We start from the raw sequence: 20773 nt of genomic DNA, 5'->3' as shown, positions 1-20773 counted from the left end.
GCCTAACATGCCTATTTAAATGGCTCAATTCCGCACACCCCGCAGAAGCTCCGGTTTCCCAGAGTTCCACGCAGTCTGCGGACCGGTCGCCTTAGCGGTCCGTGGCGCCTGTTCCGCCGAAGACCCAGCTCACTCCGGTCCCGAAGGCCAGGTCCAGCAGGGTGACGATCACCATCATGATGACCACGAACACCAGCACCACGAGCGTGTAGTTGATCAGTTCCTTGCGGGTGGGTGCAACGACTTTCTTCAGTTCGCCGATGACCTGGCGGACGAAGAGTGCAATCCGAGCGAAGAATCCTGCCTTGGGGGCATTCTTGGCGGGGCGGCCTTGGGAGCTGCTGGCAGCTGTTTCGGTCACCTGATCCTCACTCATCCTCGCGATGTCGGATACCCGGCTCTGAACTGAACCATGGTTGCTGCGCTTGTTCCGGTAAATTCCGGAACAGCTTGCGCAGGGCAGACAGGACTCGAACCTGCAACCTGCGGTTTTGGAGACCGCTGCGCTACCAATTGCGCCACTACCCTATGGATCGAAAACCAGCCAAACCGCGCTTTTCCGCAGGCTTCCCTGAGGCGCACGCCATCATCGTGTTTTCAACACCGGAGAACCAGTCTACGCAACAACTGCGTCCACGTCGAACCGGCCCCGTCCGGACCCCTGGCTGCCTGCGGAAACGGCGGACAGTGAAGCCGCATTTCCGCTCTGGGTCACATTCATACCCGGCACCCCGGAGGATCCGCTGAACAGCATAGAGTAGATTTCGTCGAATCCCACATCCAGCCACGAGCTGAACGCGAAGAACGGACCCGCAATGCCTGCCGCCCGCATTTCCCAGCGCATTTCCGCCATAGCCGAATCCGCCACATTGGCTGTCGATGCCAAGGCGAAGGCGTTGAAGGCGGCCGGCCGGCCCGTCATCGGCTTCGGCGCCGGCGAACCGGATTTCCCGACCCCCGGCTACATCGTTGAGGCCGCCATCGCAGCCGCCTCCCAGCCGAAATACCACCGCTACTCCCCTGCCGGCGGGCTGCCCGAGCTGAAGCAGGCCATCGCGGACAAGACCTTCCGGGATTCCGGCTACACGGCCGAGGCGTCCCAGGTGCTGGTCACCAACGGCGGCAAACAGGCTGTCTACAACACCTTCGCCACCCTGTTGGATCCGGGCGACGAAGTGATCGTCCCGACGCCGTTCTGGACCACCTACCCGGAGGCGATCCGGCTGGCAGGCGGCGTTCCGGTGGAGGTCTTCGCCGGGCCCGAGCAGGAATACCTGGTCACGGTGGAGCAGCTCGAGGCCGCTCTGACGGACCGCACCAAGATCCTCCTCTTCGTCTCTCCGTCCAACCCCACCGGCGCCGTGTACTCGCCGGAGCAGGTCCGGGAAATCGGCCAGTGGGCCGCTGCCAAGGGCCTGTGGGTGGTCACCGATGAGATCTACGAGCACCTGACCTACGACGGCGTGCCCTTCACCTCGATCGCCACCGCCGTCCCGGAACTCGGCGACAGGGTGGTCATCCTCAACGGCGTCGCCAAGACCTACGCGATGACCGGCTGGCGGGTGGGTTGGATGATCGGCCCGGCGGACGTCATCAAGGCCGCCACCAACCTGCAGTCGCACGCGACCTCCAACGTTTCAAACATCATGCAGGTCGCGGCCCTCGCGGCCGTGTCCGGCCCGCTGACCGCGGTGGACGAGATGAAGGTGGCCTTCGACCGGCGGAGGAAGGCCATCGTGGCGGGCCTGAACGCGATTGATGGCGTCGACTGCCCGACGCCGAAGGGCGCCTTCTACGTGTACGCGGACGTCCGGGCGCTGCTGGGCAAGGAATTCCCCTCCGCGAACGGCCCGGTGCGGCCTTCGACGTCGGCCGAACTCGCCGCGCTGATCCTCGACGAGGTGGAGGTCGCCGTGGTTCCCGGTGAGGCCTTCGGTCCCTCCGGCTACCTGCGACTGTCCTACGCTTTGGGCGACGAGGACCTGGCCACCGGCGTCGGCCGCCTCCAGGACTTCCTCGGCAAGGCCAAATAGCACCCCGAACCTCTGATGCTCTATCACTTCGGGTCCCCATGCCCCCGGCAAACGGCCCCTAAGTGATAGAGCATTTTTGGGTCAGAGGAGGCGGCGCTCCGCGGCCCAGCGGGTCAGCTCGTGCCGGCTGGAGAGCTGGAGTTTGCGCAGCACCGCGGAGACGTGGGTCTCGACCGTCTTGATCGAGATGAACAGTTCCTTGGCGACTTCCTTGTAGCTGTAGCCGCGGGCGATCAGCCGCATCACTTCAAGTTCGCGGGCGGACAGCCGGTCGAGTTCGTTGTCGGCAATGTCCGCGGGGGCGGTGCCGAAGGCATCCAGGACAAAACCGGCCAGCCGGGGTGAAAAGACGGCGTCGCCGCCGGCCACGCGGCGCACCGCGTCGCTGATCTCGGCCCCGGAGATGGTCTTGGTGACGTAGCCGCGCGCGCCGGCCCGGATCACGGAGACCACGTCCTCGGCGGCGTCGGACACGCTCAGCGCGAGGAACCTGGTGCTGCCCAGCAACGCCGCGGAGCCTGCCAGCACCTCGCGGCCGCCGCCGCCGAGTCCGCCGGGGAGATGGACATCCAGCAGGACGACGTCGGGCCGGGTTGCGGCGATGACGGCGACGGCTTCCTCCACGGTCCCGGCCTCGCCGACGACGAGGATGCCGGGATCGAGGTCGGCCTTCAGTCCGGACCGGAAGATGGCGTGGTCATCAACGATGACCACGCGTGTGGCGCCGGGCGGGTTCGCTGCCCCGCTGCCGGCCAATGGCTGGTTGCTCACTGTGTGGTGTCCTCTCCGTTGGGCGCGGCGGCCCCGTCGGTTCCGTTGGTTCCGCTGGTTCCGCTGCTTCCGGCGGAGGCCGCGAGGGGCAGCCTGAGCCGGACCTCGGTGCCGGCGGGGCTGCTGGCGATGCTTGCGGTGCCGCCGTGGCGCCGCATCCGGCCGATCATGGATTCGCGCACCCCCAGGCGGTCGGCGGGGATGGACCCCGGATCAAATCCCGGGCCGCGGTCCTTGACGAACACCTCGGCGGCGTCGTCGGTGACCTCGAGGTAGACCGAGACGGCGCCGCCGCCGTGGCGGGCCGCGTTCAGCATGGCTTCGCGCGCCGCCTGGACCATGGCCTCAAGGCGTTCGGTGAGGGCGCAGTCGCCCACCGTGACGACGTCGACGGCGTGCCCGAGGGAATCTTCCACCTCGGCGGCGGCGGCCTGCAGCGCGTCGGAGAGCTGGCCTGCTTCCCGTCCCGGGTCCCGGTAGAGCCAGCCCCGCAGCTCCCGTTCCTGGGCGCGGGCCAGGCGGACGACGTCGTGCTCGCTGCCGGCGCGCCGCTGGATCAGGGCCAGGGTCTGGAGCACCGAATCATGCAGGTGGGCGGCGATCTCGGCCCGTTCCGTGGCCCGCACCCGGCCGGCGCGCTCGGCCTCCAGGTCCCGCCAGAACTTCAGCCCCCAGGGCAGCAGCACCAGCGCCACGCCGCCGAGGACGGCGACGGACGCCAGCAGCGCCAGCCAGGTCTGCTCCCAGGACCCGGAACCGGAGACCATCAGCAGCACCCCGGCCACCACCAGGCCGAGCCCGGCCGCGAGCCTGGCCCAGCCGCCGGCCTGGTCGGCCTTGGTCTTGTCCACAATGCCCGCACGCCGGGTCTCATCAAGCTGCATCCACGCGATCGCGGCGCCGCCCAGGATCGCGGCCACCGGGATCAGGGTGCCCAGCGGGACGTCCAGGCCAAACAGCCGGGCGATCAGGATGCCGGCCGCCAGCAGCAGCCCGGCGCCGAGCAGGATCTCCTTGCCGTACGGCATGCCCGGGAGCCGGGTCCGCCAGGATCCGGCCGCCGCAGCTGCGGGGCCGCTGGACCGGCCGGCGGGAGGAAGGACGTTGCCGGCGTGGTCACTCACCGCCGGGGCAATCGGCGACGCCGGCCGCCGCGCGTTGCGCTTGGCGCTCTCGTCCGCGGTGGGCACCATGATCCAGAGCCAGGCATAAAACGCGACGCCGGCGCCGCCCGCGAGCGCCGCCACCACCATACCGATCCGGACCATCTGCACCGGCCAGCCCAGGTGGTTGGCGAGGCCCGCGCAGACACCGGCAATCATGCGGTCGCTGCTGCGCGCCAGCGGCGGGCGGGAAACGGCTGTTGTCATGACTCAATCCAAACACGGACCGGGGTTTCCCGGAGCCGCTTTCGGGCCGAACCGGGGGCCGCTCAGGGACGGTTCAGGGTGTTCCCCAGTAGAGCGGAGACCCCCGCGGGCAGGAGGATCGAAGTATGAACCCGCACACTCCGCACCCAGATGAAGACCCGAGCGTCCCGGGCCGTCCGGACAGCAACCCAGACGGCACCCCGGACGCCACCCCCGACGACCCTTCCGGCGGTTCCGACGGGAACCGCGCATCCGGCGGCGAGTCCGCCGCCCAGGACGCGCCTCCCCTCTACCCGCCGGGCGGCCCCTACTCCTCCTCCGCCGGCACCACGCCGCCGCGCTATCCCGGCGCCCCGGGTCCCGGAGCGCAGCCCCAGAACTTCTTTGACTGGATCCGCGGGCACGGCATCTACCGGGGCCGCGAGCGCTGGATCGGCGGCGTCGCCAGTGGCATCGCGCAGCGGCTCGGCGTCGACCCGCTGATCGTGCGCGGCATCCTGATCGTCCTGACGGTCTTCGCCGGGGTCGGCGTCCTCCTTTACGGGCTGGCGTGGGCGTTCCTTCCCGAACCCGACGGCCGGATTCACGTCCAGGAGGCGGCGGCCGGCCGCTGGAGCTCAGGCATGACCGGAGCCCTGGTCACAACCATCATCGGCTTCCCCAGCCTGGGCAGCGGCGCCTGGGGCTGGGACCGCTACGGTTTCGGCGCCTTTGTCTGGACGGTGTTCTGGGTGGGCGGCGCCATCTACGTCATCTATTACCTGACCCAGCGCAACAAGGCCCGCGGCCCCGCCGCCCACGGCACCCCCACCTACGGACCGGCCGGCCACGCCCCCGGTTTCCCGGGCCAGGGCGCCCCCGCCACGACCGTCCCGGGGTCGGTCCCGGCGTCCGTACCGGACACGACCCTGAGCAATCAGACGCTGCCGTTGGAGGGCGTCCCGGCCCACGGCTGGCAGGAGCACTCCGGCGCCGGCCCGGCGGCTCCTCCGCCTCCGGGCGGCACCCCGCCCTACGGCGGCGGATACGGCGGCGGATACGGCGGCTACGGGCCGGTGCCGCACCCCGCGCCCGCCCCGAAGACCCGAAACTTGGGTCCGGGCGCCCCCGCCGTGGCCGTCACCACCGGCGTGGCCCTGCTGGTCGGCGGCGGCATCAAGGCCCTCGACGCCGTGCACGCGATCAATCTCGGAACCGCGGGCAACGCCGTGGTGTGGGCCAGCGGCGCGGCGGTGCTGGGCCTCGGCATTCTCATCTCCGGTCTTCGCGGCCGGACGGCCGGCATCCTGGGCTTCTTCGCCGTCGTCGCCCTGATCATCGGCGGGATCTTCAACCTGGTGCCAAACGCCGACCGGGCCCGCTTCCAGAACGTCGACTGGAGCCCCGCGAGCATCGAGCAGGCCGCGGACGGCTTTGACATCACGGGCGGGACCGGCACGGTGGACCTGACCAAGCTGAACCTGAACCCGCCGCTGGGATCCGACGTCGTGGTCCGGCTGGATGCCACGGCGAGCAACGTCACGGTGGCCATCCCCGCCACCGTCCCGGTCCAGGTCCAGACGGACCTGACCATGGGCAACCTCAACGACGGCCGCGGCAACCACGGCGGCATGACCACGCAGCAAAGCGACTACAACACGGACAAAGCCGGTGCCCGCCTGATCGTCAAGATCTCCGGGACGCTGAGCAACATCACCGTGAAGGAAGGGAACTGACATGAGCAGCTATGACCCGGCAACGGACGCGCCGGAAACACCGGCGGACCCCTCAGTGCCCGGCAGCCAGCGGGCCCGCGTCGGCACCGTGGTCTGGGGGCTGATCGTGCTGGCCTTGGCCGCGCTGATCATCATCTCCCGCCTCGGGATCGTCACGCTGAACGGGACCTACGTCCTGATCGGCCTGATGATCGGCGCCGGCGCCGCGCTGGTCATCGGCGGGCTGCTGTCCGCCCGCGGACGTGACAAAGAAACCACAACAGGGAAGTCTTGAACCATGGATAAGTTCTTCAGCATCGTCCGGGGCCTTGGCCTGAAACGCGGTCCGCAGCGTTGGTTGGGCGGCGTCTGCGGCGGCATCGCCGCCAAACTGAACGTCGACGTCGCGTTCGTCCGCATCGCGTTCCTGCTTTTCGCCCTCCTTCCGGGCCCCGCCTTTGTGTTCTACCTGGCGGCCTGGCTGGTCCTGCCGGACCAGCGGAACGCGATCGTCCTCGAGTCCTTCCTTGAGCGGCGCGCGGGCCAGCCCTAACGGGTCCTTGGCCGCGCCGGGTCCCCGGGGACCCGCGGCCGGATCCTCGCCCCAGCACCAAGCACCCAGTGCCCCTGCCGACGCCGGCAGGGGCACTGTGCGTTGGTCACGGTTTGTGTCCTGCCCCACATGCGCCAGTACACTTCTAGGTGAGCTCAGCGTGGCGCTCTGCCTGTATCCCTTCGAACCAGGATTTGAGCCGAGACATGAAAATTGGAATCCTCACCAGCGGCGGAGACTGCCCCGGACTGAACGCCGTGATCCGCGGCGCCGTCCTGAAGGGCATCGCCGTGCACGGCCACGAATTCCTGGGATTCCTGGACGGCTGGCGCGGCGTGGTCGAGGGCGACATCATCGACATTCCCCGCGCGCTGGTCCGCGGCATCGCCAAGCAGGGCGGAACCATCCTCGGCACCTCCCGGACCAACCCGTTCGAGAACAACGGCGGCCCGGAGGTCATCAAGGCCAACATGGAACGGCTGGGCATCGACGCCATCATCGCCATCGGCGGCGAAGGAACCCTCGCGGCGGCGAAGCGCCTGACCGACGCCGGCCTGAAGATCGTCGGCGTGCCCAAGACCGTGGACAATGACCTCGACGCCACCGACTACACCTTCGGGTTCGATACCGCCGTCGAAATCGCCACCGAGGCGATCGACCGGCTCCGCACCACCGGGGAATCCCACCACCGGACCATGATCGCGGAGGTGATGGGCCGCCACGTCGGCTGGATCGCCCTGCACGCCGGCATGGCCTCCGGCGCCCACGCCATCCTGATCCCCGAGCAGAAGGCCTCGATGGAGCAGATCACCGAATGGGTCCTCTCCGCCCGCGACCGCGGCCGCGCCCCGCTGGTGGTCGTCGCGGAGGGCTTCGTCCCGGAGGGCCAGGAGTCCCCTCACTCCGAGCGCGGGCTGGACACCTTCGGCCGGCCCCGCCTTGGCGGCATCGCCGAACTGCTGGCCCCCGAGCTGGAGGCGCGCACGGGCATCGAGACCCGGGCCACCGTGCTGGGACACATCCAGCGCGGCGGCGTCCCGACGGCATTCGACCGCGTCCTCGCGACCCGCCTGGGCATGGCCGCGATCGACTCGGTGGTCGAGCAGCGCTGGGGCACCATGGTGTCCCTGCACGGCACGGACATCGTCCACGTCGGCTTCGACGCCGCCCTGGGCAACCTCAAGAGCGTGCCGAAAGACCGCTACGAGGAAGCCGCGGTCCTCTTCGGCTGAGGCTTCCGGGCAGCTGCTGGGTAGGGTTGGGTCATGACTCTTGCGCCCGGCTCCGCCGAAATCGTCCAGCTCGCCTGGGACCGCCGGCTGGGATTCGACGACGGCGCCTTCGTCGGTGCCGCGGGACGCCGCCTCACCCTGGCCAACGACGCTGCGCGATCGCTGCAGTTCGTCCGCCTGTTCGGCAGCTCCGCCCTGGTGGGGCCGCAATGGGCCCTCGACGCCGCCGACGGCTACACGGACGAGGAACTGGCCCAGCACGTCACGCTGCTGACCATCACCCGCGGGCACGGCGGCCACGGGCTGGGCGCCGCCGCGCTGTTCTTCGCCGACGACCTGCCCTTGCAGCAGCCCTCCGAGGAACTGACCGTCTCGCACGGGAACCCGGAAGCGATCGAACTCGAAGGGCTGTGCCCGCCGGACGATGTCAACGAGGTGGGCCTGGCGGACCTTGAGCACCGCTTCACGATCATGCACCTGGAGGACGGCCGCCGGACGCCCGTCGCCTGCGGAGCCTACACCGAGTGGGAAGGGATCCTGGCGCAGCTCGGGGTGCTGGTGGCCCCGGCGTGGCGGCGGCGCGGCGTCGGCACGCTCGCCGCCTCCATCGCCGCCCACGAGGCCCTCGCCTCCGGCCTGACCCTGCAGTGGCGATCCGACGTCAGCAACAAGGGCTCCCTCGCCCTGGCCCGGAGGCTCGGCTTCACCGCCGGGGGCATCCAGACCAGCGTGCTCCTGGGCTAGCCGCCCGGTTGGGGAGGTACGGCCTGGGCAGCAGACCCTAGCCCTGCCGGGCCCCGGTCCCCTCCGCCACGGCGTGCCCGCTTTCGGCGGCCGGCACCGTGCCGGGGGTCCCCCAGCCCTGGTGCGGCTGCGGTTTGGCGAAGAACAGCGCCACGGCCGCGCCCAGCAGAATCACGGCCGCGGGCAGCAGGATCGACTGGCCCATCGCCGTCGAGAACCCTGCGTGCAGCGCCTCGGGCAGCTGGCCACCGAACGCCATCGGGCTCGACTCCCCCGAGGCGCCGGGCGCCGCCGGGAGTTCGGCTGCAAGCCGGGCCTGGATCAGCACGGCGATGGCCGCGCTACCCAGGACGGCGCCGATCTGACGGGTGGTGTTGTACACGCCGGAGCCGGCCCCGGCCTGGCGCGGCGGCAGGTTCCGGGTGGCCGTGGAGCTCAGCGGCGCCCAGATCCCGGCGTTCGCGAAGCCCAGCACCGCGCTGGGGAGCAGGAAAAGCCAGATGGGGGTGTCCGGGTGCATCAACGAGGCGTTCCAGAACAGCGCAACGGACATCAGGGTCAGGCCGAGGGCGGTGATGAATTTCGGGTTGACCCGGTCAATGATCCGGCCTACCACCGGTGCCAGGCCGCCTGAGATGACCGCCATCGGGACCATCATGAGCGCGGACTGGGTCGGGGTCAGGCCGCGGACCACCTGGTAGTAGAAGATCAGCGGAAGGCTGAAGGCGGTTACCGTGAAGCCCACAGTGGTGATGCCGATGTTGGCCAGGGAGAAGTTGCGGTCCTTGAACAGTCCCAGCGGCAAGAGCGGCTCGCCCTTGTTGATCCGCTGCCAGGCCACGAAGGCGGCGAGGACGACGAGGCCGCCGATGATCAGGCCCCACACCGTGATGGGGCCGGTGATGGTGCCCCAGTTGTAGGTCTCGCCTTCCTGGATGCCGAACACCAGCAGGAACAGGCCGACTGCGCTGAGCAGCACGCCGGGGATGTCGAACTTGTGCGGGTGGGTGCTCAGGGAGGGGACGAAGCGCAGAGCCAGGACAAAGCCGGCGATGCCGACGGGGATGTTAATGAAGAAGATCCACTCCCAGCCCAGCCCGTCCACCAGGACGCCGCCGAGGATCGGCCCCACCAGGGTGGCCACGCCGGCGGTGGCGCCCCAGATGCCCATGGCCGCACCGCGTCGGTCCGGCAGGAAGATCCGGGTGATGACCGCCATGGTCTGCGGCGTCATCATCGCGGCGCCCAGCCCCTGCAGAACCCGGGCCTCGATCAGGGTGTGGACGTCGCCGGAGAGCCCGCACCACAGAGAGGCGAGAGTGAACACCACCAGGCCCGCGAGGTAGAGCTTCTTCGGCCCGAAGCGGTCACCCAGGCGGCCGGTGATGAGCAGCGGCACGGCGTAGGCCAGCAGGTAGGCGCTGGTCACCCAGATCACCGAGTTAATGTCCGCGTTCAGCCCCTCCATGATCTTGGGGTTGGCCACCGAGACGATGGTGGTGTCGATCAGGATCATGAAGAATCCGATCACCAGGGACCAGAGGGCGGCCCACGGCCTCGCTACGTTTTCCATCGGGGGTTCCTTACGGTGCGTGGTGCCGGTTGAAGTGGTGGGGTGGATCGGGGAAGGCTGGGTTCAGCCGAGGAGCGCCAGAATATCGTCCCGGGCGAACATTTGGGCGGCTGCCCGGGCGGAGGGGCTGCCGGCGTCGGGGTCGGCACCGGCGTCCACCAGCACCCCGACGACGTCCGGGTAGCCCTTGAACACCGCCCCGGCCAGCGGCGTCTGCCCGCGGTCGTTGGCCGTATTGGGGTCCCCGCCGTGGGCCAGGATCAGCCGGACGGTGTCAGCGTGGCCGTGGTAGGCCGCGAGCATCAGGAGCGAGTCGCCCGCCGCGTTGGTCAGTGTGGCCGGGGCGCCCGCCGCGAGGTAGCCACCGAGCATGGCGGAGTCGCCCCCGCGCGCGGCGTCGAACAGGGCATGGGCGAGCGCGAGGGTCCCCTCGTCGGCAGCGGCCGATTCCGTGCCGCCGGCCACCGGGTCCCCGTTCACCGGGCCCCCCGGAGGAACCCGGTCTGGCGTCCCACGACCTGCCCGGCGTCGGGCGCGACAATGAGCTCCTGGGCGGCGGTGTAGGCTTCCTCGCCGTCCATCACTGTCAGTACCTCGTCCGGGGCGGTGGAGCGTTTGATGACGGCCAGGGCCACCGGGCCCATTTCGTAGTGCTGCGCCACGGAGGTGACGGTGCCGACCTTCCGGTCGCCGGCCCGGACTTCGCTGCCCACGGCGGGCATGGTGTGCTGCGACCCGTCGAGCTGGAGGAACACCAGCCGCCGCGGCGGGTGGCCCAGGTTGTGCACCCGGGCGATGGTTTCCTGCCCCTTGTAACAGCCCTTCGCGAGGTGCACCGCGGTGCGCAGTAGGTCCAGTTCGTGCGGGATGGTCTTGTCGTCGGTCTCGGCTCCCCAGCGGGGCCGCCACGCCGCGACGCGCAGCGCCTCTGCCGCCAGCGCACCGGCCAGCGGCCGGTCCGCCACGGCGGCCTCCAGCTCGGCGGTCGGGACGAGGTATTCGAACCACGGCCGCTCCAGGCCGGGGTGCGAGTCTTCACCGACCACCGCGTAGGAGTAGCCGCCGGCGCCCACGTGCGGCCACGGGTCTTCCCAGACGAGCCGCCCGGACCACTCCGGAACCGGGCGGGTGGCGCCCAGCACGGCCCAGTCGGCGGACACGTCGGCGATCTCGACGCGGAGCATGAACTTCATCTTGTTGAGCCATTCGGCCAGCGGGGCGGCCTCGGCCGCCTCGACGATCAGCCAGGTGGTGGCGCCGTCGTCCACTACCCGCGCGTCGAATTCGATCCGCCCCTGCACGCTGAGCAGCAGCAGCTCGCTCGACTGCCTGGGGGCCAGGGCGGTGAGCTGCTGGGAGGACAGGGTGTTGAGCCAGCTCAGCCGGTCCGGCCCGCTCACCGTGACCACGCCGCGCTGGGAGAGATCGACGACGGCGGTGCCGGCGGCCAGGGCGCGCTGTTCGCGCAGCGGTTCGCCGTAGTGGGCGGCGACGCCGGCGTCCGCGCCGGCCGCTTCGACCGCGCCCGGGCGCGACAGCAGGGGGCTCTTGGTAGTCATATGAAGTAGAAGTCCCCAGCGCTCAGCGGTATTCCGGATTTTCGAAGTCGAATCGTGTGCCGGCTTTCCATTCGTCCGGCAGGTTGCCGTAGGCGGGGATTCCGCCGGCGTCCTTGAGGGTGCGGGCCAGGTGCAGCAGGTTCCAGGTCATGAAGGTGGTGTTGCGGTTGGTGAAGTCGCTCTCGGGGCCGCCGGAGCCTTCGTCCAGGTAGCTCGGACCGGGGCCGACCGCGCCGATCCAGCCGGCGTCGGCCTGCGGCGGGATGGTGAAGCCGATGTGCTGGAGGCTGTAGAGCACGTTCATGGCGCAGTGCTTGATGCCGTCCTCGTTGCCGGTAATGAGGCAGCCGCCCACTTTCGGGTAGAACGCCCACTGGCCCTTGGAGTTCAGCTGGCCGGAGTGCGCGTAGAGCCGTTCAATCAGCTTTTTGGTCTGGGAGGAGTTGTCGCCCAGCCAGATCGGCCCGGCGACCACCACGATGTCCGCCTCCTGCACGGCCGGGTACAGCTCAGGCCATTCGTCCGTGGCCCAGCCGTGCTCGCGCATATCCGGATAGACGCCGCTGGCGATGTCGTGGTCCACCGTCCGGATGACGCGGGTGGTGACACCCTGTTTCTCCATGATGGCGCGGCTGGCCTCGATCAGGCCCTGCGTGTGGGAGCGTTCCGGGGATCTCTTCAAGGTGCCGTTGAAGAAGACTGCCTTGAGGTCGCTGTACTGTGCGGGTTTGGCGGTGCCGTTCACTGTGGTGCTCCCTGCGTTCGCTGCGGACAACGGAAAATCAGTGAGACCCCGGCCTTGGGCCGGACGCGCGGTTCAGCCGACTTTGCTGAGGATGGCGGAGGCGTGGGCCTCCAGGCCGGCTCCCGGCGTCGAGCCCTTGCCGGTGGCGACATCCCAGCGCCAGAGCAGGTTCCCGTCGACCAGGCCGAAGATCCGCGTGGCCGCGGTGTACTCCTTGGAATGGCTGCCGCGCATCACCATGTCGGTGCTGAGCTGGATTTGCGGGCCCTTGATCTGGCCGTAGTACAGCTCCGAGATCCCGCCCGGGTGCGCAATGGAGACGGAAATGTCGAAGCCGCCGTCGCTGTTGCGCAGCTCCTCGACCTCGTCGGCGCTCTTGAGCACGGGAACGATGTCCGCCGGGATGAGTCCGGGACCGCCGTCCTCCTCGCGCTGCTTGCGCTCAAGGGCCCAGAAGCCGGTTTCCACGGTCAGCGGACGGAGCCTGGTTCCCTCGTCATCGGTCAGCCACGACTCGGCCCGGTACTGCAGGTACGGCAGGCCGTTGTGGGTGAAGGAGACGTGCTGCAGGAAATGCTCGGAATCTTCGTCCCCGGCACCGAGCCGTCCCCGGCCCTCCCACTCACCAATGAGCCAGGACAGCGGAACGATTTCGGGGGTCAGGTCGGTAGGGATTTCAATCGGCACAGCAGCTACCTCTGGAAACTACGGGGTCTGGACGGGTGGTGGCTCCGGCTGCTTACTTCTGGCCTTTGAAGAGCCGGTACACCACAAAGCCGGCGAACCAGGCCATGGCGAGGCTGGCGACGCCGAGCAGAACAAGGAAGAAAATCTCAAATGCAAGTACGGACATGATGCCATCCTAACGCTTTAGTGAATGAGTAGTTTGTCTATGAAGTAGGCCAGGGAACCGACCGCGGAGACGGGCCCCAGGCCCATGCCCAGCACGGCCGGCAGGTTGAGGGTTCCGCCGCGCAGGATCACGAGCCGGCGGAAGCTGACCAGCACGGCCCCGACGACGACCCCGACGAGGGCGGCCGGCAGGACGGCGATGTCAGAGAGCACCAGGCCGGCCAGCGGACCGGCGAGCCCGGCCCCGACGATGCCCAGCGGCGCCACAATACGGTCCGGCCAGCGGATCAGGCCCGCCGCCAGGGCGATCGCGGCGCTGATGGCGGCGATGAGCAGCATCTCGCGGACACCATTGAAACGCGAGCAGGCGATCCAGCCGGCTCCAAGGCAGGAGAGGAGCACACCGGCGCAGGAGCCCAGGGTCGATTCGAGGCGCTGGGCCTGGCCGGTGCCGCGGATCAACTGCATCACAAAAACGGCCATCACCCCGGCCGCCACAAACGCCGGCGTCCAGTTCAGGAAACCCGGGGCGGGCAGGTAGGTGGCGGCGACGGCCGAGCCGATTCCGGGCAGGCCGATCAGGGCGGCGAGGGTTTTCTTGGCCGGGATGCCCAGGAAGTGCGGCCAGCCGATACCGACGCAGGCGGCGGTGATCGCGGCGACGGCCAGCAGCGCTTCGGGTGTTGAGTAGGCGCCGGCGATAATCGCGGCGAGCCCGGCCAGGCCGATGACCCCGACACTCCAGGACTTCACGCGGCGCTTCCCAATACGGCTCTTCCCACTGCTGTTTCCCCCTGCGGATTGTCCCCTGCGGCTCTTCCCAATGCGGTTCTCCGGATCAATCCTGCCCTATGTGAACGATTTGTGTCGCAAAAGAACCCTGCTGGAGCGGCGCAACAGCCGCTGCGCAGGGGCGGTTGGGTATACTCAAGAATCAGCTACACTTCCTCCGGCAGCCGCAGGCAGGGCACCGGCAGGAAGCTCAGTACCGGCCGGTGAAAGCCCGGCTCAGACGCCCAAAGATGCGCGGACACCCCTTGGAGGAACCATGTCGCACATCCTGCTACTGACGAACAGCACCGGGTCATCGGTGGATGTCCTGCCTGCGCTGGAACTGCTCAACCACCGCGTCCACATCCTTCCGGCCGAGCCCACGGCCCTGCTGGAAACCGACCCGTGCGACATTGTCCTGCTTGACGCGCGCAAGGACCTCGTTGGCGCCCGCTCCCTCACCCAGCTGCTCAAGGCGACCGGCCTGAGCGCCCCCCTTATGCTGATCCTGACCGAAGGCGGCATGGCCGCCGTCTCCTCGGCCTGGGCGGTGGATGACATCCTGCTCGAATCCGCCGGCCCCGCCGAAGTCGAGGCCCGTATCCGCCTCGGCGTTGCCCGCGCCCTGCCCGACGCGGACGACACCCCCACGGAGATCAGGGCGGCAGGCGTCGTGATTGATGAGGCCAGCTACACGGCCCGGGTCAACGGGGCGGCGCTCAACCTGACCTTCAAGGAATTTGAACTGCTCAAGTACTTGGCCCAGCACCCCGGCCGGGTCTTCACCCGCCAGCAGCTGCTCACCGAGGTGTGGGGCTACGACTACTACGGCGGCACGCGCACCGTGGACGTCCACGTCCGGCGGCTGCGGGCCAAGCTCGGCGCCGACCACGAAAACCTGATCAGCACGGTCCGCAACGTCGGCTACCGCCTGACCCTGGTCCGGCAGCCGGACGAGGAACTCACCGAGGCCTAAGCGGCCCGTCGCCGGCACCGGCCGGACGCGAAAAAGGGGTTATAGGACAAAATGTGTGTCTGCGTGAGGCCTGCTTCCTAGTGCCGGGGCGGTAATGCGGGGTTTGCTATGCCCTGAGACTCGTAGTTGTGGCTGGTGCTGGGAATTCCTCGCGTTGTGTGCTCTGTGGTTCTGGACTCAAGCGGAACGGTAAGACCTCCGCCGGGCGGACCCGGTGGAGATGTACGGGGTGCGGTGCGAGCAGCACCAGGACCCGGCCCGATGTGGAACGCCGGGCCCAACTGGGCGCCTTTCTCGGCTGGCTCATGGGCAAGAGCTCCCAGGTCGAGTGTGTCCGGGAAGGCGCCGACCGGTCCTTCCGCCGCCGGACGGGCTGGTGCTGGAATATCGCCCCACAGATTCCCGTCACCGGCGAGGTCCACGACCAGATCCAGGTCGACGGGATTTACGTCGGCTCGTGGTGCTGCCTGATCGCGGTCGCCGGCGATTACGTCCTCGGGTGGCAATGGTGCGACACCGAGAAAAAGGCTGCGTGGGCGGCCCTGCTGGCAAGGTTCCCCGCGCCCACGGTCGTGATCACCGACGGCGGCGCCGGGATTGCCGCCGCCCTGTCTGAATGCTGGTCCGAGACCGCGGTCCAGCGCTGCCAGGTGCACGTCCAACGCAACGTCCGCACCTACCTGACCGGCCGGCCCAGAACCGAGGCCGGCAAAGCGCTCCTGCGCCTTGGCCGTGCCCTGACCAGAATCACCACGGCGACCGAAGCCGCGGCCTGGCTCGGAGGCCTGAACGACTGGTATCAGGACCACGGGCACCTCGTCCGGGCCAGGACCTACCGCAACGGCACCGCCCTCGTGCCGGGATGGGTGCGGGCAAACCAAAGCTGGTGGTTCACCCACGACCGGCTGCGCAAGGCCTACCGGCTCCTCGAACGCCTCAGCCGGGCCGGGACTCTCTTCACGTACCTGCGTGCCGAACACGCCGGGCTCAACATTGCACCCACAACCAACCGAATCGAAGGCGGCACGAACGCCCAGCTCCGTCTAATCCTCCGGGCCCACCGCGGGATGAGCGAAGAGCACCAAAAGCGCGCCATCGAGTGGTACCTCTACCTCCACAGCGAAAACCCGCTACCGCCGGCCGAGCTGATCGCGGCGCACCACTACGAGCTCCCGCGGCCGAAGCGAACGGTGATCACGGACGGTACTCCGGGCCCGGAACGTTATAGCGCCGGTCTCAGCGCCGAAGAAGGCCTCTGGGCCAGAAAAGGCTGGGCAGGACGCACCTAACACGCCCGAAAAAGACACACATTTTGTCCTATAACCCCGAAAAAGCCCCGGACTGGAAAGTCCGGGGCTTTCGTTTCGCCGCTTGGCGTTGCAGTGGAGGACATACGGGTCGAACGTATCGAGGCCACCCCAGTGGTGGATCCCCCTCACATCCATTCAACGGTTACGCACCGTCCAGCCGGATGAGATATCGACTATACGTCCCGACGGCGGTTGCATCAAATCGGCCGGATTTTCACCCGGCTTTGGGCGGCGGCCGTATAGCCTTGCAGCATGAGTCCCGCGCATCCGGAGAACTGGCCCGTACTTACCCTGCAGGGAGCTGTCGATGAACAGCTGCTGCGGGACGTCACCACGCTCGTGGCCGCCGCGGAGGAGTCCGACGGCAACCCCCCGCTGTCCGAACAGACCCTCGTGACACTCCGCGCCCGCGACGCCGGGCCGCACACCGTGCTGGCCCTGGCCCTCTACTCCCCCGACTATTCCGGCGAGGACTCCCCGGCCCGCCTCAACGCCGGCCGCGGCAACGACCTGGCCGGGTTCGCCGTGGTGATCGGGGAACCGGACGGGACCGGGGTGCTGGAAGTAGCCGTGCACCCGAACTACCGCAACCAGGGCGTCGCGGACCGGCTGGTCGGCGAACTGCGCACGGTCCGCGGTTTCACCGGGCTCAAGGCCTGGTCGCACGGCAACCACGAGGCCGCGGCCGACCTGGCCGCCCGCTACGGCTACGCACCCGTCCGGGAGCTGTGGAAGATGCGGCTCGCCACAGCGGCCTCTGAACTGCCCGACGTCGTCCTGCCGGCGGGCATCTCGCTGCGCGGCTTTGTGCCCGGCCAGGACGAGGACGCCTGGCTCGCGGTCAACCGGGCCGCGTTCGCCCACCACCCGGAACAAGGGAACATGAGCCGCGCCGACCTCGACGCCCGGATGGCCGAGCCGTGGTTCGACCCGGCGGGCTTCCTGCTCGCGATCGACGCCGAGGGCCGGATCATCGGCTTCCACTGGACCAAGGTCCACCCTCGGCACGGCGAGCACCCGGCGATCGGCGAGGTCTACGTCGTCGGCGTCGCCCCCGAAGCCCAAGGCACCGGCCTGGGCAAAGCCCTCACGGTCGCCGGCATCAAGCACCTGCAGCAGCAGGGCCTGCACGCCGTCATGCTGTACGTCGACGCCGACAACATCCCCGCCGTCGCCCTGTACCGGCGGCTCGGCTTTTCCCGCTGGGACAAAGACGTGATGTACGCGCCGCGCGACGGGCAGTAGCCGCGTCTTGGCCCGCCCCCGCGGCCGGGCGAAACCTGGGCTCTTCCGGCTCTGATTCCTTGTAAGGTTGAAGCTAACTCGCGCCAGCATTAGGAGAGACCATGCAACGGGATTCTGCCCGGACAGCCAGCTCTGGAACCGCTACGCCGGACAAGGCTGCGCGTCCCGTGCGGGCGCGGTTCGGTTCCTCCGAAGTGCCCGCCTCGCGCGCCACCCAGGACCGGATCGACATCCCCGAGTTCGCCCCCAACCTTGAACCGGAAGGCGACATCAGCCCCGACCGTTTCCTGGACCGGGAGCTGAGCTGGCTGGCGTTTAACTCGCGTGTGCTGGAACTTGCCGAGGATCCCAACCTCTACCTGCTCGAGCGGGTGGGCTTCCTGTCCATCTTCGCCTCCAACCTGGACGAGTTCTTTATGGTCCGAGTCGCCGGACTCAAGCGCCGCATCGCTACCGGCCTCGCCGTGCCCTCCCCCGCCGGGCTGAGCCCCATGCAGGTCCTGGAACAAATCGGCGAGGCCGCCCACCGGCTGCAGCAGCGCCACGCCCGCGTCTACGCCGAGCAGATCCGCCCGGCGCTGGCGTACGAGCACATCCACCTGATGCACTGGGAGGAACTGGACGACCAGGCCAAGGACCAGCTCAGCGCCATGTTCGCGGAAAAGGTCTTCCCGATCCTGACGCCGCTGGCCGTGGACCCGGCCCACCCGTTCCCGTACATCTCCGGGCTCTCGCTGAACCTCGCCGTGGTGGTCCGCAACCCGGTCAGCGACAAGGAACTGTTCGCCCGTGTCAAGGTCCCGGACCAGCTGCCGCGGCTGATCTCCATCGACGGCCCGCGCGCCGGGTCGGTCCCGGGCCGGGTGGCCCGGTTCATCGCGCTCGAGGAAGTCATCGCCGTCCACCTGGACCAGCTTTTCGCCGGGATGGAGGTGCTGGAGCACCACACCTTCCGCGTCACCCGCAACGAGGACGTCGAGGTCGAAGAGGACGACGCCGAGAACCTGCTGCAGGCGCTGGAGAAGGAACTGCTGCGCCGCCGCTTCGGCCCGCCCGTCCGGCTTGAGGTCACCAATGACATCAACCCCAACATCCGGGCGTTGCTGATCCGCGAGCTCGGCGTGGAGGAATCCGAGGTCTACTCCGTCCCGGCCCCCCTGGACCTGCGCGGGCTCTCCGTGATCGCGGGCATCGACCGCGCGGACCTGCACTACCCCAAGCACGTCCCGCACACCTCCCGGTACCTGAACGAATCGGAAACGTCCAAGGCGGCGAACGTCTTCGCGGCCATGCGGCGCCGGGACATCCTCCTGCATCACCCCTACGATTCCTTCTCCACCTCCGTGCAGGCCTTCCTCGAGCAGGCCGCCGCAGATCCCAAGGTCCAGGCCATCAAGCAGACCCTGTACCGCACCTCCGGCGACTCGCCGATCGTCGATGCGCTGATTGACGCGGCCGAGGCCGGCAAGCAGGTGCTCGCCCTGGTGGAGATCAAGGCCCGTTTCGATGAACAGGCCAACATCTCCTGGGCCCGGAAGCTGGAGCAGGCCGGGGTACACGTGGTCTACGGGATCGTGGGCCTGAAGACCCACTGCAAGCTCTCCCTCGTGGTCCGCCAGGAAGTCGACGGCCTGCGCCGCTACTGCCACATCGGCACCGGCAACTACCACCCCCGCACGGCCCGCTACTACGAGGACCTGGGCCTGCTTACCGCCAATGAGCAGGTGGGCGAGGACCTGTCCAAGCTCTTCAACCAGCTCTCCGGCTACGCGCCGAAGTCCACCTTCAAGCGTCTGCTGGTGGCCCCGCGCTCGGTGCGTTCGGGGCTGATCGACCGGATCGAAACGGAGATCCGCAACGCCCGGGCCGGGATCGCCGCCCGCGTCCAGATCAAGGTGAACTCGATGGTGGACGAAGCCATCATCGACTCCCTCTACCGCGCCTCGCAGGCCGGCGTGCAGGTGGACGTCATTGTCCGCGGCATCTGCTCGCTGCGTCCCGGCGTGCCCGGCCTGAGCGAGAACATCACGGTCCGCTCCATCCTGGGCCGCTTCCTGGAGCACTCCCGGGTCTTCGCGTTCGCCAACGCCGGCAACCCGGTGGTGTACATCGGCTCGGCCGACATGATGCACCGCAACCTGGACCGCCGGGTGGAGGCCCTCGTGCAGCTCAGCAGCGGCGACGACACCTCCTATGTCCTCGACATGCTGCGCCGCTACATGGACCCGGGCACCGCCAGCTGGCACTTGGACCACGACGGCGAATGGGTCCGCCACCACCTCGCGGAGGACGGCACCGCCCTCGAGGACGTCCAGTCATGGCTGCTCGCTTCCCGTTCGCGGCAGCGCTCGACGAGCCTGCGCTAGGGCCACCGGTGGTAAACAGCGATTCGCTGGTTGAGGACCAGACCGACCATCCCGGCGAGCCGGTCGCCGTCGTCGCGGCCGGGGCGCTGCCGTGGCGAGTCAACAAGGACAAGCTCGAGGTCCTGCTGATCCACCGCCCCCGGTACGACGACTGGTCCTGGCCCAAGGGCAAGCTCGACCCGGGCGAGACCGTCCCCGAGTGTGCCGCCCGCGAGGTGGAAGAGGAGATCGGCCTCAAGGCACCCCTCGGCATCCCGCTGCCACCGATCCACTACCACGTGGCGGCCGGGCTGAAGGTCGTGCACTACTGGGCGGTCGACGTCGACGGCGCCCCGCTTCACCCGGACGGCAAGGAGGTGGACAGCGTGATGTGGTGCTCGCCAGAGAAGGCCGCGTCCCTGCTGAGCAACCCCAGCGACCGGGCCCCGCTGGAGCACCTCGCGGCGGCGCATGCCCGCAATGAACTCGATACCTGGCCGCTGCTGGTGGTCCGGCACGCCAAGGCCAAGCCGCGCTCGTCCTGGTCCAAGGCCGAGGGCGACCGCCCGCTGGCCGCCACCGGTGCCCGCCAGGCCCAGGCCGTGGGGCGGCTGCTGCGGGCGTGGAGCCCGTCGCGGGTGGTGACCAGTCCGTGGCTGCGCTGCGTGGCGACGGTCGCCCCCTACGCCAAGGCCGTGGACGCCAAGGTGAAGCTGCATGAGTCCCTCACCGAGCACCTGCACGGCCGGAGCCCGCACAAAACCGCCAACGTCGTCGAGTCCCTCTTCGACAAGGAACGGGCCGTGGCCCTGTGCACGCACCGCCCGGCCCTGCCCACGGTCTTCGCGCAGCTCGGCAAACACATGAACTCCCGGCTGCGGGCCCTGCTGCCGGAAAACGACCCCTACCTCTCCCCCGGGGAAATCATTGTCTGCCATGTCTCGCGCCCCAAGGGCAAGGTTGTCGCCGTGGAGCAATTCCGGCCCTTCGACGACTAGGG

General features: G+C 68.8%; 21 protein-coding genes and 1 tRNA gene. 11 read left to right on the top strand and 11 right to left on the bottom strand.

Features of this window, described 5'->3' with window-relative positions; all coding sequences use genetic code 11:
- Positions 1 to 91 precede the first annotated feature (91 nt).
- From secE to E7Y32_RS16290, 3 genes are all read right to left on the bottom strand, one after another.
- Entirely contained in the window at positions 92 to 376 is a 285-nt protein-coding gene (gene secE, locus E7Y32_RS09130; RefSeq protein WP_146336854.1) for a preprotein translocase subunit SecE, read from the bottom strand.
- A gap of 79 nt (positions 377 to 455) precedes the next feature.
- Positions 456 to 528 (bottom strand) — tRNA-Trp (locus tag E7Y32_RS09125).
- Between the two features lie 88 nt (positions 529 to 616).
- Positions 617 to 853 (bottom strand): hypothetical protein, encoded by a 237-nt coding sequence (locus tag E7Y32_RS16290; protein ID WP_186467122.1) that lies wholly within the window; start codon positions 851 to 853, stop codon positions 617 to 619.
- On the opposite strand from E7Y32_RS16290, the gene E7Y32_RS09120 reads away from it, so the two are divergent.
- The gene (locus E7Y32_RS09120) at positions 816 to 2033 is read left to right on the top strand and encodes a pyridoxal phosphate-dependent aminotransferase (protein WP_146336853.1); all 1218 of its coding nucleotides are present in this window, start codon (positions 816 to 818) and stop codon (positions 2031 to 2033) included. The genes E7Y32_RS16290 and E7Y32_RS09120 overlap by 38 nt on opposite strands.
- Before the next feature lie 81 nt (positions 2034 to 2114).
- On the opposite strand, the gene E7Y32_RS09115 is transcribed toward E7Y32_RS09120, so the two are convergent.
- Complete coding sequence (locus E7Y32_RS09115; RefSeq protein WP_395940413.1) at positions 2115 to 2804, bottom strand: LuxR C-terminal-related transcriptional regulator; 690 nt, start codon at positions 2802 to 2804, stop codon at positions 2115 to 2117.
- A complete protein-coding gene (locus E7Y32_RS09110; RefSeq protein ID WP_146336852.1) occupies positions 2801 to 4174 on the bottom strand; it encodes an ATP-binding protein in 1374 nt (457 codons plus the stop codon). The genes E7Y32_RS09115 and E7Y32_RS09110 overlap by 4 nt, the downstream gene beginning before the upstream one ends.
- A 125-nt stretch (positions 4175 to 4299) precedes the next feature.
- Here E7Y32_RS09110 and E7Y32_RS09105 point away from each other — a divergent pair, with 125 nt between their 5' ends.
- From E7Y32_RS09105 to E7Y32_RS09085, 5 genes are all read left to right on the top strand, one after another.
- On the top strand, positions 4300 to 5889 hold the full coding sequence (locus E7Y32_RS09105) for a PspC domain-containing protein (protein WP_146336851.1): 1590 nt from the start codon (positions 4300 to 4302) through the stop codon (positions 5887 to 5889).
- Position 5890: 1 nt separating this feature from the next.
- The gene (locus E7Y32_RS09100) at positions 5891 to 6163 is read left to right on the top strand and encodes a hypothetical protein (RefSeq protein ID WP_146336850.1); all 273 of its coding nucleotides are present in this window, start codon (positions 5891 to 5893) and stop codon (positions 6161 to 6163) included.
- A gap of 3 nt (positions 6164 to 6166) precedes the next feature.
- Positions 6167 to 6421 carry a PspC domain-containing protein gene (locus E7Y32_RS09095; protein WP_146336849.1) on the top strand — a complete coding sequence of 85 codons (255 nt, stop codon included), beginning with the start codon at positions 6167 to 6169 and terminating at the stop codon, positions 6419 to 6421.
- Positions 6422 to 6627: 206 nt separating this feature from the next.
- Entirely contained in the window at positions 6628 to 7653 is a 1026-nt protein-coding gene (locus tag E7Y32_RS09090) for a 6-phosphofructokinase (RefSeq protein WP_146336848.1), read from the top strand.
- Between the two features lie 33 nt (positions 7654 to 7686).
- Positions 7687 to 8397, top strand: coding sequence for a GNAT family N-acetyltransferase (locus E7Y32_RS09085; RefSeq protein WP_146336847.1), 711 nt, complete (start codon positions 7687 to 7689; stop codon positions 8395 to 8397).
- A 37-nt stretch (positions 8398 to 8434) separates the two neighbouring features.
- Here E7Y32_RS09085 and E7Y32_RS09080 read toward each other — a convergent pair whose 3' ends face one another.
- The 6 genes from E7Y32_RS09080 to E7Y32_RS09055 all read right to left on the bottom strand — a co-directional run bounded on the left by E7Y32_RS09080 (position 8435) and on the right by E7Y32_RS09055 (position 13879).
- Positions 8435 to 9970: a DHA2 family efflux MFS transporter permease subunit gene (locus tag E7Y32_RS09080; RefSeq protein WP_146336846.1), complete on the bottom strand. Its 1536-nt coding sequence runs from the start codon at positions 9968 to 9970 to the stop codon at positions 8435 to 8437.
- A gap of 63 nt (positions 9971 to 10033) precedes the next feature.
- Positions 10034 to 10450 (bottom strand): ankyrin repeat domain-containing protein, encoded by a 417-nt coding sequence (locus E7Y32_RS09075; protein ID WP_261382392.1) that lies wholly within the window; start codon positions 10448 to 10450, stop codon positions 10034 to 10036.
- On the bottom strand, positions 10447 to 11529 hold the full coding sequence (locus E7Y32_RS09070; RefSeq protein ID WP_146336845.1) for a folate-binding protein YgfZ: 1083 nt from the start codon (positions 11527 to 11529) through the stop codon (positions 10447 to 10449). The genes E7Y32_RS09075 and E7Y32_RS09070 overlap by 4 nt, the downstream gene beginning before the upstream one ends.
- A 22-nt stretch (positions 11530 to 11551) precedes the next feature.
- Complete coding sequence (locus tag E7Y32_RS09065; RefSeq protein WP_146336844.1) at positions 11552 to 12274, bottom strand: flavodoxin family protein; 723 nt, start codon at positions 12272 to 12274, stop codon at positions 11552 to 11554.
- Between the two features lie 72 nt (positions 12275 to 12346).
- Positions 12347 to 12961, bottom strand: coding sequence for an FABP family protein (locus E7Y32_RS09060; RefSeq protein ID WP_146336843.1), 615 nt, complete (start codon positions 12959 to 12961; stop codon positions 12347 to 12349).
- 183 nt (positions 12962 to 13144) lie between these two features.
- Positions 13145 to 13879: a permease gene (locus E7Y32_RS09055; protein ID WP_146336842.1), complete on the bottom strand. Its 735-nt coding sequence runs from the start codon at positions 13877 to 13879 to the stop codon at positions 13145 to 13147.
- A 295-nt stretch (positions 13880 to 14174) separates the two neighbouring features.
- Here E7Y32_RS09055 and E7Y32_RS09050 point away from each other — a divergent pair, with 295 nt between their 5' ends.
- From E7Y32_RS09050 to E7Y32_RS09030, 5 genes are all read left to right on the top strand, one after another.
- On the top strand, positions 14175 to 14873 hold the full coding sequence (locus tag E7Y32_RS09050; protein WP_146336841.1) for a response regulator transcription factor: 699 nt from the start codon (positions 14175 to 14177) through the stop codon (positions 14871 to 14873).
- A 128-nt stretch (positions 14874 to 15001) separates the two neighbouring features.
- Positions 15002 to 16162 (top strand): IS1249 family transposase, encoded by a 1161-nt coding sequence (locus E7Y32_RS09045; RefSeq protein WP_186466963.1) that lies wholly within the window; start codon positions 15002 to 15004, stop codon positions 16160 to 16162.
- A 273-nt stretch (positions 16163 to 16435) separates the two neighbouring features.
- Complete coding sequence (gene mshD / locus E7Y32_RS09040; protein WP_146336840.1) at positions 16436 to 17428, top strand: mycothiol synthase; 993 nt, start codon at positions 16436 to 16438, stop codon at positions 17426 to 17428.
- Positions 17429 to 17529: 101 nt separating this feature from the next.
- Positions 17530 to 19794, top strand: a complete 2265-nt coding sequence (locus tag E7Y32_RS09035; protein WP_261382391.1) for an RNA degradosome polyphosphate kinase — start codon at positions 17530 to 17532, stop codon at positions 19792 to 19794.
- Positions 19746 to 20771, top strand: coding sequence for an NUDIX domain-containing protein (locus tag E7Y32_RS09030; RefSeq protein WP_146336839.1), 1026 nt, complete (start codon positions 19746 to 19748; stop codon positions 20769 to 20771). The genes E7Y32_RS09035 and E7Y32_RS09030 overlap by 49 nt, the downstream gene beginning before the upstream one ends.
- Positions 20772 to 20773: the final 2 nt, after the last annotated feature.

Origin of the sequence: Arthrobacter sp. UKPF54-2 (genome assembly GCF_007858535.1) — a bacterium.
Taxonomy (GTDB): domain Bacteria; phylum Actinomycetota; class Actinomycetes; order Actinomycetales; family Micrococcaceae; genus Arthrobacter.
Note: the sequence above shows the minus strand (reverse complement) of the source record. Positions and strands in the feature narration are given on the sequence as shown.

Excerpts from the sequence above, each read along its gene's own strand:
- E7Y32_RS09035 (WP_261382391.1), top strand. The coding sequence starts at position 17,530 with ATGCAACGGGATTCTGCCCGGACAGCCAGCTCTGGAACCGCTACGCCG.
- E7Y32_RS09110 (WP_146336852.1), bottom strand. The coding sequence starts at position 4,174 with ATGACAACAGCCGTTTCCCGCCCGCCGCTGGCGCGCAGCAGCGACCGC.
- E7Y32_RS09105 (WP_146336851.1), top strand. The coding sequence starts at position 4,300 with ATGAACCCGCACACTCCGCACCCAGATGAAGACCCGAGCGTCCCGGGC.
- E7Y32_RS09120 (WP_146336853.1), top strand. The coding sequence starts at position 816 with ATGCCTGCCGCCCGCATTTCCCAGCGCATTTCCGCCATAGCCGAATCC.
- secE (WP_146336854.1), bottom strand. The coding sequence starts at position 376 with ATGAGTGAGGATCAGGTGACCGAAACAGCTGCCAGCAGCTCCCAAGGC.
- E7Y32_RS16290 (WP_186467122.1), bottom strand. The coding sequence starts at position 853 with ATGGCGGAAATGCGCTGGGAAATGCGGGCGGCAGGCATTGCGGGTCCG.
- E7Y32_RS09070 (WP_146336845.1), bottom strand. The coding sequence starts at position 11,529 with ATGACTACCAAGAGCCCCCTGCTGTCGCGCCCGGGCGCGGTCGAAGCG.
- E7Y32_RS09080 (WP_146336846.1), bottom strand. The coding sequence starts at position 9,970 with ATGGAAAACGTAGCGAGGCCGTGGGCCGCCCTCTGGTCCCTGGTGATC.
- E7Y32_RS09050 (WP_146336841.1), top strand. The coding sequence starts at position 14,175 with ATGTCGCACATCCTGCTACTGACGAACAGCACCGGGTCATCGGTGGAT.
- E7Y32_RS09030 (WP_146336839.1), top strand. The coding sequence starts at position 19,746 with ATGGCTGCTCGCTTCCCGTTCGCGGCAGCGCTCGACGAGCCTGCGCTA.
- mshD (WP_146336840.1), top strand. The coding sequence starts at position 16,436 with ATGAGTCCCGCGCATCCGGAGAACTGGCCCGTACTTACCCTGCAGGGA.
- E7Y32_RS09095 (WP_146336849.1), top strand. The coding sequence starts at position 6,167 with ATGGATAAGTTCTTCAGCATCGTCCGGGGCCTTGGCCTGAAACGCGGT.
- E7Y32_RS09085 (WP_146336847.1), top strand. The coding sequence starts at position 7,687 with ATGACTCTTGCGCCCGGCTCCGCCGAAATCGTCCAGCTCGCCTGGGAC.
- E7Y32_RS09100 (WP_146336850.1), top strand. The coding sequence starts at position 5,891 with ATGAGCAGCTATGACCCGGCAACGGACGCGCCGGAAACACCGGCGGAC.
- E7Y32_RS09090 (WP_146336848.1), top strand. The coding sequence starts at position 6,628 with ATGAAAATTGGAATCCTCACCAGCGGCGGAGACTGCCCCGGACTGAAC.